Source organism: Pseudoduganella sp. GW821-FHT11H04 (assembly GCF_058807935.1).
In genome coordinates this window covers 694,477-708,419 of record NZ_JBXARE010000001.1, presented here as the reverse complement: position 1 = coordinate 708,419, position 13,943 = coordinate 694,477, and the positions used below count along the sequence as shown (strand labels likewise).

The 13,943-nt window shown below is 63.5% G+C and carries 13 protein-coding genes; 12 read left to right on the top strand and 1 reads right to left on the bottom strand.

Annotated features, from left to right (window positions below; genetic code table 11):
* Nucleotides 1-2 precede the first annotated feature (2 nt).
* The 10 genes from AC1RTP_RS03560 to AC1RTP_RS03515 are packed head-to-tail and all read left to right on the top strand — an operon-like array spanning nt 3 to nt 10,352.
* Nucleotides 3-1,577 carry a type II and III secretion system protein family protein gene (locus tag AC1RTP_RS03560; RefSeq protein ID WP_498604784.1) on the top strand — a complete coding sequence of 525 codons (1,575 nt, stop codon included), beginning with the start codon at nt 3-5 and terminating at the stop codon, nt 1,575-1,577.
* Nucleotides 1,578-1,586: 9 nt separating this feature from the next.
* Nucleotides 1,587-1,862 (top strand): pilus assembly protein, encoded by a 276-nt coding sequence (locus tag AC1RTP_RS03555; protein WP_498604783.1) that lies wholly within the window; start codon nt 1,587-1,589, stop codon nt 1,860-1,862.
* A 9-nt stretch (nt 1,863-1,871) separates the two neighbouring features.
* Nucleotides 1,872-3,455: a pilus assembly protein TadG-related protein gene (locus AC1RTP_RS03550; RefSeq protein WP_498604781.1), complete on the top strand. Its 1,584-nt coding sequence runs from the start codon at nt 1,872-1,874 to the stop codon at nt 3,453-3,455.
* 5 nt (nt 3,456-3,460) lie between these two features.
* Nucleotides 3,461-3,919 (top strand): TadE/TadG family type IV pilus assembly protein, encoded by a 459-nt coding sequence (locus AC1RTP_RS03545; protein ID WP_498604779.1) that lies wholly within the window; start codon nt 3,461-3,463, stop codon nt 3,917-3,919.
* Nucleotides 3,920-3,927: 8 nt separating this feature from the next.
* Nucleotides 3,928-4,458 (top strand): TadE/TadG family type IV pilus assembly protein, encoded by a 531-nt coding sequence (locus AC1RTP_RS03540; RefSeq protein WP_498604777.1) that lies wholly within the window; start codon nt 3,928-3,930, stop codon nt 4,456-4,458.
* An 8-nt stretch (nt 4,459-4,466) separates the two neighbouring features.
* The gene (locus AC1RTP_RS03535; protein WP_498604775.1) at nt 4,467-5,627 is read left to right on the top strand and encodes a CpaE/TadZ family protein; all 1,161 of its coding nucleotides are present in this window, start codon (nt 4,467-4,469) and stop codon (nt 5,625-5,627) included.
* A 33-nt stretch (nt 5,628-5,660) separates the two neighbouring features.
* On the top strand, nt 5,661-7,034 hold the full coding sequence (locus tag AC1RTP_RS03530) for a TadA family conjugal transfer-associated ATPase (RefSeq protein WP_498604774.1): 1,374 nt from the start codon (nt 5,661-5,663) through the stop codon (nt 7,032-7,034).
* Between the two features lie 3 nt (nt 7,035-7,037).
* Nucleotides 7,038-8,015, top strand: coding sequence for a type II secretion system F family protein (locus AC1RTP_RS03525; protein WP_498604772.1), 978 nt, complete (start codon nt 7,038-7,040; stop codon nt 8,013-8,015).
* 12 nt (nt 8,016-8,027) lie between these two features.
* Nucleotides 8,028-8,984: a type II secretion system F family protein gene (locus AC1RTP_RS03520; protein ID WP_498604770.1), complete on the top strand. Its 957-nt coding sequence runs from the start codon at nt 8,028-8,030 to the stop codon at nt 8,982-8,984.
* A 12-nt stretch (nt 8,985-8,996) separates the two neighbouring features.
* Nucleotides 8,997-10,352, top strand: a complete 1,356-nt coding sequence (locus AC1RTP_RS03515) for a LytR C-terminal domain-containing protein (RefSeq protein WP_498604768.1) — start codon at nt 8,997-8,999, stop codon at nt 10,350-10,352.
* A gap of 62 nt (nt 10,353-10,414) precedes the next feature.
* On the opposite strand, the gene AC1RTP_RS03510 is transcribed toward AC1RTP_RS03515, so the two are convergent.
* The gene (locus AC1RTP_RS03510; RefSeq protein WP_498604766.1) at nt 10,415-11,845 is read right to left on the bottom strand and encodes an aminotransferase-like domain-containing protein; all 1,431 of its coding nucleotides are present in this window, start codon (nt 11,843-11,845) and stop codon (nt 10,415-10,417) included.
* A gap of 114 nt (nt 11,846-11,959) precedes the next feature.
* Here AC1RTP_RS03510 and AC1RTP_RS03505 point away from each other — a divergent pair, with 114 nt between their 5' ends.
* Nucleotides 11,960-12,937: a threonine dehydratase gene (locus AC1RTP_RS03505; protein WP_498604764.1), complete on the top strand. Its 978-nt coding sequence runs from the start codon at nt 11,960-11,962 to the stop codon at nt 12,935-12,937.
* A gap of 101 nt (nt 12,938-13,038) precedes the next feature.
* Nucleotides 13,039-13,896: a DMT family transporter gene (locus tag AC1RTP_RS03500; RefSeq protein ID WP_498604903.1), complete on the top strand. Its 858-nt coding sequence runs from the start codon at nt 13,039-13,041 to the stop codon at nt 13,894-13,896.
* The last annotated feature ends 47 nt before the right edge of the window (nt 13,897-13,943 follow it).

The following is a 13,943-nucleotide window of genomic DNA, read 5'->3' as shown; positions in this document are numbered from 1 at the left end:
TCATGAAACGAATCAGCACTGCAGTACCGAGCATCCTGGGCGCCCTGCTGGTCCTGCCCGCGCTCGTGTCGCCCGCCACCGCGCAAGTCGCCGCTGAAGCCGTGGTGGTGGCGCAGCAACCTAAAATCAAAGCCAAGGGCAGCATGCCAGGCAAGGCTGCGCCGGCTGTCTCGCAAAAAGACTCTGCCGGCATTCCGGAAGGCGGCCGCACCGAAATGGCGCCGACCATGCAGCTGGCCGAGGGCAAGTCCAGCATCGTGCGCCTGCAGCATCCGGCGGCCCGGGTGGCCGTGGGCGATGCGCGCATTGCCGATGTGATCCTGCTTAATCCGAAAGAAGTGTATATGCTGGGCCGCAACGTCGGCACCACCAACCTGATCGTTTGGCAGAAGACCGGCGACACCGTGATTGCCGACCTGACTGTCAGCGCCGATACGGCTTCCCTGCAGGCCGGTGTCGACAAGCTGTCTGGCGCGCCAGGCTCGGTCAAGGTGAGCGCGGCAGCCGACTCCATCATCCTGAGCGGCGTGGTGCCTGACGTGGTGGTATCCGAACACATCCTGCAAATGGCCAATGCCTACGTCACCCGCCAGCGTCCGCAAGCCGGCGGTGCAGGCGGCGCGGGCGGCGGCGCCCAGCAACAGGGTGGCTCAAGCGACAGCGGCCTGTCGCTCAAAGTGATCAATATGATGACGGTGGCGGCGCCCCAGCAGGTGATGCTGGAGGTGAAGGTGGCCGAGGTATCCAAGACCCTGGTCGACCAGCTGGGCGCCAGCATCAGCGCCAGCCACGCGATCGGCAACTGGACTTACACCCTGTTGTCCAATCTCCTGAGCGGCAATTCTTCGCTGATTGATGCCTTCAACAAACGCAACGGCAACTTCCTCACCATCGATGCGCAAAAGCGCGACGGCCTGGTGAAGATGCTGGCCGAACCTAACCTGATGGCCATCAGCGGCCAGGAAGCCAGCTTCCTCGCCGGCGGCAAGATCTTCATCCCGGTGGCCTCCAGTCCGGAAGGCGGCTTTACCCGCATCACGCTGGAAGAGAAGGAATTCGGCGTGGCCGTGCGCTTCACCCCGACCGTGCTGGCAGATGGCCGCATCAACCTGAAGGTAGCGCCGGAAGTGTCTGAGCTGAACAAGGAAGGCGTAGGCATCTCTGCCGGCGGCATCACAGGTACCGCCATCCTGCCTTCGTTCACCACCCGCCGCGCGGCGACCACGGTGCAATTGTTTGACGGCCAGAGCTTCGCCATTGGTGGCCTGATCAAGAACAACACCACCACCAATATCAAGGCCGTTCCGGGCCTGGGCGAAATCCCTGTGCTGGGCGCCCTGTTCCGCTCCAACGACTTCCAGACCGACCGCACCGAGCTGGTGTTCGTGATCACGCCGCGCCTGGTCAAGCCGCTGCCGCCTGATTTTGCCGACAACCTGCCGACTTCGAATGTGAGCGACCCGGCACGCGCCTCGCGCATCTTCATGGGCAGGATGGAAGGCAAGCCGCCGCGCGAGCAGCAGCAAGAACAACAAAAGCAGCCCGGCCAGCCGGCCGGCGGTTTTGACCTGAACTAGGAGGCCACCATGAATCGTTCCTTACTTCGCTCCGCCGGCATTGCCCTGCTGCCCCTCGGCCTGGTCGCCTGCATGGCGCCCGCGCCCTACGTCGACCGTGACATCGGCAAGGCCGCCACGGATATGCGCCACGCCCAGTACATCAACCCCGGCGCCGACCGCAATATGACGGTGCCGGCGGGCCTGGACGCCACGGCCGCCAAGTCGGGCTACGACCAGTACCAGAAGTCGTTCAAGGCGCCGGAGAAGAACACCAACACCTTCACGATTGGCATCGGTAAATAGGAGACTGCCATGGTCCAGCGCCTACCAATGCATCACCAGCAGCGCGGCTCTGTCGCCGTGATGACTGGTTTGCTGCTCATGCTCGTACTGATCCCGGTCAGCGGCCTGGTGCTGGACCTCGGTCACCTCTATATCGTCAAAACCGAATTGCAGAACATGGCCGACGCGGCGGCGCTGGCGGGCGGCAAGGACCTGGACAATTCGGATGCGGGCCTGAACAAGGCGGTGGCCTCCGGCAAGGCCATCGCCCTGAAAAACCGCTACGACTTCGGCAGCACGATGACGCTGAAGAACGAAAACTTCCGCTTCGCCGCCAGCCCGGACGGCCCCTGGTATACCCTGGCGCAAAGCTTGGGCAATGCCAACGGCCGCACCTTCGTCGAAGTCGACACCCACGACGACGGAGACCAGCAAAAACCACAAACAATCGACACCTGGCTAATGCGCATAGCCGGCAAAAACAACACCTCCACTTTCGGCAGGGCTGTCGCTGGCCGCTTCGTCGATACCGTGACCCCAATCGGCATTTGCGCCATCGACCCGGCCCACCGCACGGATAGCTACGACTACGGAACTTTCAGTGAAGTCGTCGAATTCGGCTTTCGCCGCGGTGTTGGATACAATGTGTTCGACCTCGGTTCGCTGGGCGGCGCATCCTCCGACCCTTACCTGATCAATCCTGTGAACTCGCCGCCGAGTGCTTGCGTTGCAGCGAACTCCTCGGCTAGCTACACCGAGCCGTTTATCTGCGTCGGCAACAGCGCGGTGCTACCGACCGGCGTCGGCCAGGTCTATACCAATACCGGCCTTTCCTCCTCACTGGAAAAAGCGTTCAACTCACGCTTTAACGATTATTCCGGCGGTTCCAAATGCGATCCGGCCACCGCGCCGCCGGATAAAAATATCAAGGAATACCTGTTCGGCGCCGGCAACCCACCGGCCGCCTGGCAGGATGCCGGTGGCACCACGCTGCCCAGCCAGCAGACCATCACCACCAGCGGCAGCCCGGCATTGCCACAATACTCGCTGCCCTACGAGGCGCGGGCCAGCGCCACACCGGCCAACGTATGGCCTAGTACCGTATCGACCCGTGTGACCACCCCTACGCCCTATGCGAATTATGGCGTGATGTGGTCGTACACCCCGGCCGTTCGAGCCAATGGCAGCACTGCAGTGACGCCGGCGGAAGCCAATGGCACCATCGGCACCAACATCGTCGGCACCGACAAGCTGATGTACGGCCTCAAAGGAGCCGCCACCAATTACATCGATCCAGCCAACTATCCGACCAGTGTCGGCGCCGGCTTTAGCTCGCAATACGCCGCTCCCTATAACCAAGCCAGTGGCGCAAACTTCCTGGCGCCGGCCGGCCGCAGCGGCGTGGAAGACCGCCGCATCCTGAACATCGTTCTGATCGATTGCCGGACAGCCCCGGTGGGAAGCGCCTCTTGCGGCGTCATGACGGCAGTCGGCATCGGGAAATTCTTCATGCAAAGGAAAGCCGACCTTGGCGGCTCGCCGAAGAAATTGTGGGTCGAATTCACCGGCCTGGTGGAGCCAGTGCCCACCTCCGAAGTCAAACTGTACAAGTGAACGCCATGCGCAACCGTCCATCAAATAAGCAGTCCGGCGCCGCCCTGGTCGAATTCGCCTTGGTGGCAGCGATCCTGATCCTGCTGCTGGCGGGCACCTATGAATTCGGCCGCGCCTTCGCCTTCTACGACGCCCTGAGCAAGGGCACACGCGACGCCGCGCGCTATATGAGCGTGGCGAAGAAAGCGACGATCAACTCCAGTTCCGTCAGCAACGCCCAGGACATTGTGGTGGCCGCCGCGAACGCCGCCAAGGTGCCAAATTTTGCCCGAAGCAATGTCGTCATCACCTGCCTGGATGCGTCCTACAACGACAGCAACTGCGTCGACGGCACCGCACCCGGCGGCGTGCGGGTCGAGATCAGCGGTTACGTGGTCAACATCGGCCAGACGATCCCGCTGATCGGTAATGCCAACCGCAACATCAGCCTGACTCCGCGCACCATCATGCGCTACATGCTGTGAGGACCATCATGCGCACGCCAGTCCAGCACCCAGACCTGAAACGCCAAAGCGGCGCCGCGATCGTGGAATTCGCCCTGATCTGCGCGATATTTATCGCGTTGCTCATCGCCACCATCGAATTCGGCCGCATGATGTACGTCTATAACAGCATGCAGGAGATCAGCCGCCGTGGTGCGCGCGAAGCGACCGTGCGCTGGATCAGCGACACCGCAGCGATCAAGAGCGTTGCCCTGTTCGGCGCCGGCACCCTGCCCGGCGCCCCGGAAGTCACCAGCTCCAACATCTTCATCCGCTACCTGCGCGCCAATGGCGTCGATGAAGTCACCACCCCACCGGCAGATGCCGGCGACAACCTGTCGGCCTGCAACGATGCGACGCGCACCCTTGACTGTATCGTGTACGTGGAAGTCTCGGTCAAGAACGTGACATACCGGCCGCTGATTTTCAATCCAGCCAACGTCACCACCTCGCGGCCCAGCGTCTCCCTGCCGCAAGCCACCACCGTCGTCTATGCCGAAAGCCTCGGCTTTACCAACTGAGCGATGCCATGAAGATCACAGCCATCTCCAGCAACGACAAGCAACTGTTCGAAATCGCCCGCATCCTGCGCGAGCGCAGCCTGGCCGACCAGGTCGACGTTCTGCCAGGCCTGGTCGACAAGCTGCCACGCTTTGAGGCTGGCGCGCCGGACCTGCTGCTGGTGGCGCAGCCGCTGCTCAATGGCGAGGATCTTGAACGGCTGGAAACGCTCAGCGTACAGCACCCCGACATGGTGATCATCATTGCCTGTGGCCAGCAGAATCCCGACTTCCTGATGCAGGCCATGCGCGCCGGCGTGCGCGAAGTGATGCCGATGCCGATCGATCCCGGAGCGCTGCAGTCGGCCGTGCGCCGCATCGACGAAAAACGCAATTTCAGTAGCCGCGCACTGGGCAAGGTGCTGGCCTTCATCTCCTGCAAGGGCGGCAGCGGCGCCACCTTCCTGGCCGCCAACCTCGGTTACGCGCTAGCTGCGGCAGAAGGCAAGAAAGTGGCGCTGATGGACTTCAACCTGCAGTTCGGCGATGCCTCGCTGTTCGTTTCCGACCAGCGTCCGGCCGCCAGCGTGGCCAGCGTGGCCCAGCAAATCCATCGCCTCGACCACTCGCTGCTCATTTCCAGCATGGTGCAGGTGACCCAGAATTTCCACGTGCTGGCAGCGCCGGAAGATCCGACCCAGGCCAACGACGTGCACCCGGAGCATGTGGATGCACTGCTGCGACTGGCTCGCCAGCACTACGACTTCGTCATCCTCGACATCGGCCGCAGCCTGGACGCCGTCTCGGTGCGGGCGCTGGACCAGGCCGACATGATCTTCCCCATCCTGCAGGCCACGCTGCCGTATATCCGCGACGGCAAGCGGCTGCTGCAAGTATTCCGTTCGCTCGACTATCGGAAGGACAAAATCCACCTGATTGTCAACCGCCACTCCAATAACGGCGACATCCGCCTGCGCGATTGCGAACAAGCTTATGGCATGGAGATGTTCCGCACCATTCCGAACCACTATGAAGCAGCTGCCGCCTCGGTCAACCAGGGTGTGCCGATCCTGCAGCTGCAGCGCGCCAGCCCGGTTTCCAAGGCTTTGCAGGACCTGGCGCGTACCTTGGCCGGCGAAAGCGGTACCGATTCGCGCGGCTGGTTGTCCCGCATTCTTCAGCGCGCGTAACAGTGCAAACTTGACTAGCCCATGGAGCCGATCATGCAGATCCCCGCCCAGACCCTCCGCAACCGCCTTGGCGCCGCCGCGCCGCTCAATGGCAACGTGTCCGCCTTGCGCGGCTCCGAGGCTATCGACAACCGCGCCTACCAGCAGCTCAAGCACCGCATCCACCAGACCCTGCTCGACCGGGTCGACCTGGAAGGCATGCAGCGCCTGACCCAGGACCAGATCCGCGACGAGCTGAAGGTCCTGGTCGAGCGCCTGCTCGAAGAAAACATGGTCGTGATCAACGACAGCGAACGGCGCAACCTGACCCGCGACATCCAATACGAGGTGCTGGGCTTCGGGCCGCTGGAACCGCTGCTGGCCGACCCGAATGTGTCGGATATCCTGGTCAACGGCGCACGCCAGGTGTACGTCGAACGCAAGGGCTGCCTGGAACTGACGGCGGTGACCTTCAATGACGACGCCCACCTGATGAAGATCATCGACAAGATCGTGTCCCGCGTCGGCCGCCGCATCGACGAATCAAGCCCGATGGTCGACGCCCGCCTGCCGGACGGCTCGCGCGTCAACGCCATCATCCCGCCGCTGGCCATCGACGGTCCGGTGCTCTCGATCCGCCGTTTCTCGGCCGATCCGCTGGGCCTGGCCGAGCTGATCAGCTTCAATTCCATGACCGAGGCCATGGCCAGCATCCTGCAGGCGCTGGGCAAGAGCAAGGTCAATATCCTGATCTCGGGCGGTACCGGCTCCGGCAAGACCACCATGCTGAACGCCATTTCCGGCTACATCAGCCACAACGAACGTATCGTCACTATCGAAGACGCGGCCGAACTTCAGCTGCAGCAGCCGCACATCGTGCGCCTGGAAACCCGTCCGGCCAATATCGAAAACAAGGGCGAGGTGACGCAGCGTGCCCTGGTGCGCAACGCCCTGCGTATGCGCCCCGACCGCATTATCCTGGGCGAGGTGCGCGGCGCTGAAGCGCTGGACATGCTGCAGGCCATGAATACCGGCCATGAAGGTTCGATGGCGACCATCCACGCCAACACCCCGCGCGACGCGCTGACCCGCCTGGAAAACATGATCAGCATGGGCGCCGCCGGCCTGCCGGTGAAGGCAATGCGCCAGCAAATCAGCTCCGCCATCGGCGTGGTGGTGCAGGTGGCGCGCCTGACCGACGGCAAGCGCAAGCTGATGTCGATCCAGGAGATCACCGGCATGGAAGGCGAAATGATCACCATGCAGGAAATCTTCTGCTTCAAGCAGACCGGCGTCGGCACCGACGGCTCGGTACAGGGCTACTTCAGCGCCACGGGTGTACGGCCACGCTTCGGCGAGCGCCTGCGCACCTTCGGCGTGACCCTGGCCGACAACATCTTCGACCCTTCCGTGCAAAAGAGGACGTAAGCCATGGACTACCTCTACTACGCTACCGGCATCCTGGTGTTCCTGGCCGTGGTGCTGCTGATCGAAGGCATGTACCTGACCTGGAACTCGGCCAAGGGGCCGGAGGCGGAACGGGTGGCGCGCCGGCTGCGCATGATGTCGGCCGGCGGCCATGCCGGCGGCGAAAGCCACTCGATGATCAAGCAACGCATGCTAAGCGAGACGCCGCTGTTCCAGCGACTGCTGCTGCAAATGCCGCGCGTGAGCCAAATCGACCGACTGCTGGAGCAGTCGGGCATGACCTGGACCGTGTCGGACCTGGTGGTGCTGTCGCTGATCTGCCCCGTGCTGGTGGGCGGCCTGACGCTGTTCATGGGAGTGCCCGTGCTCATTGTGCTGCCCCTGATGCTGGTTTCCATCGCGTTTCCCTTCCTCGTGGTGCTGCGCGCCAAGGGCAAGCGCCTGACCAAAGTGGACAAGCAACTGCCGGACGCGCTGGACCTGATCGGCCGCGCCTTGCGCGCCGGCCACGCCTTCCCGACTGCGATGAAGATGGTTGGCGACGAAATGAATGCGCCGATCGCAGACGAATTCAAAGCCACGTTCGACGAGGTCAATTTCGGCATCTCGATGAACGATGCGCTGATGAATCTTGCCACGCGCGTGCCGAGCACCGACTTGCGCTACTTCGTGATCGCTGTGCTGATCCAGCGCGAGACCGGAGGCAACCTGGCCGAACTGCTGGACAACATCAGCAAAATCATTCGAGACCGCCTCAAACTGCTCGGGCAGATCCGCGTGCTGTCGGCCGAAGGCAAGATGTCGGCCTGGGTGCTGGGCTTGCTGCCCTTCGCCACCGCGCTGATGATCCAGCTGACCAACCCCGAGTTCCTGGCCGTGCTGTACACCGACCCGGCGGGCCGCAAGATGATTGGCATGGCGCTGATCATGATGTTCCTGGGCGTGCTGGCAATGCGCAAGATTATCCGGATTCGCGTTTAGCGGGAGACTCACATGAACGTCCTTCAAATGGCATTTCTGGCCCTGGTGTTCCTGGCGGTATTCGGGGCCGCCTATGTGATCATGCTGCGCTTTGCCGGCAACCCGGTGCAAGGCCGCCTGCAGCAAGTGACCGACCTTCCGAGCGTCCCGCGCCGCCGCGAGCGCATCAGCCCTAACCTGCTGTCCCGCCTATCCGCCTGGCTGGCGCCGGTCGCCAAGCTGTCAGGCGCAGAGGAGGAGGAATGGGAAAAGTCATCGCTGCGCATTCGCTTCATGAATGCCGGTATGCGCCACCCTTCCATGGGTGTGCTGTACTTTGCCGCCAAGACAGCGCTGGCCATCATCCTGCCGCTGCTGACGTATGTGGGCATGGTGCTGTCAAATTCGCACCTGACCGGCAATGGACTGATGTTCTGGCTTTTGCTTGCCGCAGCAGTGGGATACTACCTGCCGAACTACGCCCTGCGCTATGCAGTCAAATACCGCCAGCGCGAGATTTTCGAATCCTTCCCTGATGCCCTGGACCTGATGACGGTCTGCGTGGAAGCCGGCCTGGCAATGGACGCTGCACTGCTGCGCGTGGCCGACGAAATCGGTATCAAGAGCCCGATCCTGGCAGACGAACTTAACCTGGTCACGCTCGAACTGCGGGCCGGCCTGTCCAAGGAACGCGCCTTGCGCAACCTGGCGCTGCGCACCGGGGTGGAGGACGTCGATGCACTGGTGGCCATGCTGATCCAGGCTGAGCGCTTCGGTACCAGCATTGCTGATTCGCTGCGCGTGCAGTCGGACCAGCTGCGTACGCGCCGCCGCCAGCGCGCCGAAGAAGCTGCTGCAAAGATTTCCCTGAAACTGCTGTTCCCGTTGATCTTCTTCATCTTCCCGTCACTGCTGGTGGTGTTGATGGGGCCTGCGTTTATCTCGATTTACCGCGTGCTGCTGCCAACCATGAACGGCGACGCCGGTTAGAAAGGAACTGCCATGATCAAGCTTAAGCCAATCGCCTTGGCCGCCATGGGTTGCGGCCTTCTCTCGGCATGCAGCGCTCCTCCGCCATCGCGTCCCCTGGCCATCCAGCCGGTGGTGCGCGGCGACATGCCGGGCAACCAGGCAGCCAGCTGGAACCGGCTGGCGCGCTTCCACCACGAGCGCGGGCAACTGGCCCTGGCGCTCGGCGCTTACGCGCAGTCGCTGGCGCTCGACGCCAACCAGCTCGAGGCGCGCAACGCGGTTGCTGTGATCGAGGCGCAGCGGGGCGACCTGGAAATAGCGCGCAAGGCATTGGTGGCACTGGTCAATGACTATCCAGGGGAAGCGCAGCCGCATACCAATCTTGGCTATGTGCAGTACCTGATGGGAGATAACGCCGGCGCATCGCAGACCCTGCGCCGTGCCATGGCGCTAGGGGCCGGACCAAAAGCTTTCCAGAACCTGCAACTGGCCGAAGCGGCTATGGGCAAGAAACCGGGCGCTGATGACATCCAAATGGCGGCCGCCCAAGCGGCAGCGCAGCCAGCTGCAGCACCCATTGCTGCCCCCGCTGCCATGGCCGTCGCGCCTTCCGTCGTACCAAGTCCAGCGCCGTCCGCGACTGTTTCGGCAGCGTCCGCGCCTTCCCCAGCACCAGCCGCCGCGCCGGTCGTCACCGCCGTTACCGCACCGGTCCCGACTCCGGCGCCCGTCATGCCGGTCCCTCCTGTACGCAATATGGCAGCGCCGCTCGCCGCCGCGCCGCTGTCCGCCGCCAAACCCGCGCTGGCGAACGCCCTGCCCGACACGCCAAACGTCTCGCGCAGCACGCCGCAGCAACTCACCCTGTTGCCTTCTTCGAGCGAGATCGCCAGCCATATGGAACTGGTTAAGCTTTCCGCAAACATCTACGAGCTGAAAGCCCGCGTCGCCGCAGACCCAATCGCAGCTCCTGTCGCAGCAGCAACGCCGATGGTGGCCGCCGTCGCGCCGAAGCCCGCCGTGCAAGCCGTGGCAAAAGCCGAAAAACTGCGCTTGGTACGCCTGGAAGTCTCGAACGGCAACGGCGTAACCGGCATGGCGCGCCGCTTCCGCAGCCTGCTCGGTCAGATGGGCATTCCAGTCGACCGCCTGAGCAACGACAAGCCATACAAACAGGTGAGCACCACGATCCAGTACAGCCCTGGCTTTGAAAAACAAGCCGCCAGCCTGCAGAAAGCCCTGCAAGGAAAAGTGCAGCTCACCAGCAAGCAGCTGGCGGCTAGCGACGTCCGCCTGGTGCTGGGCAAAGACGCCCGCGTCAGTCTGACTGCCGCCACCGAGGCAGCGGGCTTTTCCCTGGTCGCCATGCAAGAAGACAGCAAATAGCAGGAACCTGCCCCGCTGCGTAGCGCCTGCCTCGCGGCAGGCGTTACCGCTCAAGTAAAAGCCTAAGTCAGCTCTTTTTGCAGGAAACGCCAGATCTCAGGCGCCTGCAGCGCAGCGATGTTCAGGCGCATGAACTGGGACGGCAGCTGGCTCGGCGAGAACAGGCTGCCTGGCGCCAGCAGCAAACCCTGCCCCATGGCTTTTTCGGTCAGCACATTAGTGTCCCTTCCCGCATCAACCCAGACAAACATACCCGCCGGCGGCGCGCTGGCGATGCGCATGCCGGTTTTCTCCAACTGGCGCACCGTGCGTGCACGCAGGCCGTCCAGGCGCGTGCGGATGCGCTCCGTATGTTTGCGGTAGCTCCCCTCGGACAGCACCTTGTGCACTACGCGTTCGCCGATATCGCTGGTAGTCAGGGTTTGCAGCATCTTGCGGTCGGCCAGGCGCAGCGCCATTTCTTCCGACGTAGCGATAAAGCCGACGCGCAGATTGGCGGCCATGGTTTTGGAAAAACCGCCCAGGTAGATCACGCGTTTCAACTGGTCGAGCGCCGCCATGCGCGTGGCGGGCTGCACGCTGCTGCCCGGGTGCAGGTCGCAGTAGATATCGTCTTCCACGATGGTGATGTTGTGCTCCTCGGCGATGCGCAGGATCTGGAAGGCCTTGGCCGCCGACAGCGAGGTTGAACTCGGGTTGTGCAGCACTGAGTTGATCACGTACAGCTTGGGCTTATGGATTGCAGCCAGTTCGGCCAATCGCTCCAGGTCGGGCCCGTCGGCCAGGCGCGGAATGCCGACCACGCGCGCGCCCAGCGCGGCGAAGGAGCCGAACATCAGGAACCAGGCCGGGTCGTCGACGAACACCGTGTCGCCGGGACGGGTGAATTCGCGCGCCACCATGTCAATCGCCTGCGTGACGCCGGCGGTGGTGACGATCTGCTCCGGCGTAACGCCGATTTCCAGTTCCGCCAGTTTGTGCTGGAGGTACTGGCGCAGCGGCAGGTAGCCTTGCGGCACGCCGTAGTTCAACAGGATGCTGCTGTGCTGACGGCTGATGGCGCGCAGTGCATTGCCAATCGCGACGCCGTCCAGCCAATCGGCCGGCAGCACGCCGGTGCCGGGCATGTGCTGGTGCGGTGCGTTGCGGAACATATTGCGCACCAGCCAAACCACGTCCAGGCCATGCGTACCTTCAGGCTGCGCAGGGCCTGCTTCGCGCGGGGTGGCTTGCGGCGCCTGCAATGGCGCGCGGTCACGAATGAAGAAGCCGGCGCCGCGTCGTGATTCAAGGTAACCGCGCGCCACCAGCTTGTCGTAAGCCCCGACCACCGTGAAGGGCGACACGCCGTGCGCAGTGGCGAAATGGCGGATCGATGGCATGCGTGTACCGGCACGCAGCACGCGGTCGTCGATGCGGGCGGCCACGCTGCGCACGATCTGGTCGCTGAGCGACTCCCCGCCTTCGCGGGACAAAAGGATTGTATTGGTCATATCGCCATCACAGTGCGTGAATTTATCCGTGCAAGTGTACTGGTACTGTACTGGTTAATTATTCTACGATACACCCATCCCCTTCCAATTTCCAGCAAATAAAGGAGTCCTGCCATGAACCTGCTGCCATCCCGTGCCGAAATCGACGCCGCCGCCACCATCGTTTACGGCGCGATGCCGGCCACCCCGCAGTTTTCCTGGCCGCTGCTGAATGAGGCCCTGGGCACCGAGGCCTGGATCAAGCATGAAAACCATACGCCGATCGGCGCCTTCAAGGTACGCGGCGGCTTGGTTTATATGCACCAGCTGATGCAGCGCGAGCCAGGCGTACCCGGTGTGATCGCAGCAACGCGCGGCAACCACGGACAGGCCGTAGCCTTTGCCGCGCGCCGCCATGGCGTGCGCGCCGTGATCGTCGTCCCGCATGGGAACAGCATCGAGAAGAATGCCGCGGTACGCGCGCTGGGCGGGGAACTGATCGAGTATGGCGAGGATTTCCAGGCGAGCCATGATTACGCGCAGGCCCTGGCGCGCCGCGAAGGCCTGCATATGGTGCCGTCCTGTAATCCGGAGGCCGTGGCCGGCGTGGCGAGCTATTGGATGGAGTTGTTCCATGCGCAGCCCGAACTCGATACCGTGTTTGTGCCAATTGGCCAGGGTTCCGGATTTTGCGCAGCGATTGCGGCGCGCGAGGCGCTGGGCTTGCGTACCCGCGTGATTGGGGTGGTATCGGGCCATGCCACGGCTTACCTCGACTCCTTCCGCAGCGGCGAGCTGCAAGAAGCGCCATCGACTACCGAGCTGGCGGACGGTATGGCTTGCCGCCGGCCGCATGCGGGGTCGCTGGAGGTAGTGCAGCGCTATGCGGACGATGTGGTTGCCGTGAGCGATGAGGAAGTGGCGCGCGCCATCCGCCTGTACTACCGGGCCACGCATAACCTGGCCGAAGGCGCGGGCGCGGCGGCGCTGGCGGCGGCCTTGCGCCTCAAGCATGATCCACGCGTGGCGGGATGCAAGGTCGGCTTGCCGCTGACCGGAGCGAACGTGGATGCGGAGAAGGTCATGCGCGTTTTATCAGAGGTCCTGCCATGACGCCCTATTCACACGATGGGCCGGGGTGGGATGCGGACTGCAAACCCGGTAAATCTGGGTCCGACCCTGGTTTAGCGGGTTTGGCGGACGAGTCGAAAGGCATGCTGCTCGGCTTCGTCGGCGTCGCGGTCTTCAGCCTGACGCTGCCCTTCACGCGGCTGGCAGTCGCCGGGCTGGATCCGGTCTTCGTTGCCATGGGCCGCGCCGTGGCGGCAGCTGTACTGGCGCTGTGCTGGCTGCGCTGGAAACGTGCGCCGCTGCCGACGCGCGCGCAATTGCCAACGCTGCTCGCCGTCACCGTCGGCTGCGTCATCGGCTTCCCTTTGCTGACGTCCATCGCCATGCGCACCCTGCCCGCCTCCCACGGCGCGGTGCTGGTCGGGATCCTGCCGCTGGCCACCGCCCTGTTCGCGGCACTGCGCGGCCACGAGCGGCCATCCGCCGGCTTCTGGACCATGGCCGCAGCAGGCAGCGCGCTGGTGATCGGCTTCGCCCTGCGCCAGTCCGGCGGCGGCCTGCATGGCGCCGACCTGGCCATCTTCGCCGCCGTGGCCCTGGCCGCCATGGGATATGCCGAGGGCGGCCGCCTGTCGCAAACCATGGGCGGCGAGCAGGTGATCGGCTGGGCGCTGGTGCTGTCCCTGCCCGTCGCGGCACCGGCGACGGCATGGCTGCTGTGGCGCGACTGGACCGGCATCGCCACCGCACCGGCCAGCGCCTGGCTTGGATTCGGCTACGTTTCCGTGTTCTCCATGTTCATCGGTTTTTTCTTCTGGTACCGGGGCATGGCGCTGGGCGGCGTGGCGCGCGTCGGACAGGTGCAATTGGCGCAGCCCGGATTATCGTTGGTCGCTGCGGCACTAGTCCTGAACGAAACTTTGCAAATTGAGCATATTCTGTTCACTTTTGCCGTAATTGCCGTCGTCGGCGCAGGAAAACGCATGAAAGTGGCCCGTTGACCGTGACGAATTCGGCAAGCCGCAGAGTACAATAGCGTTTTCACGGA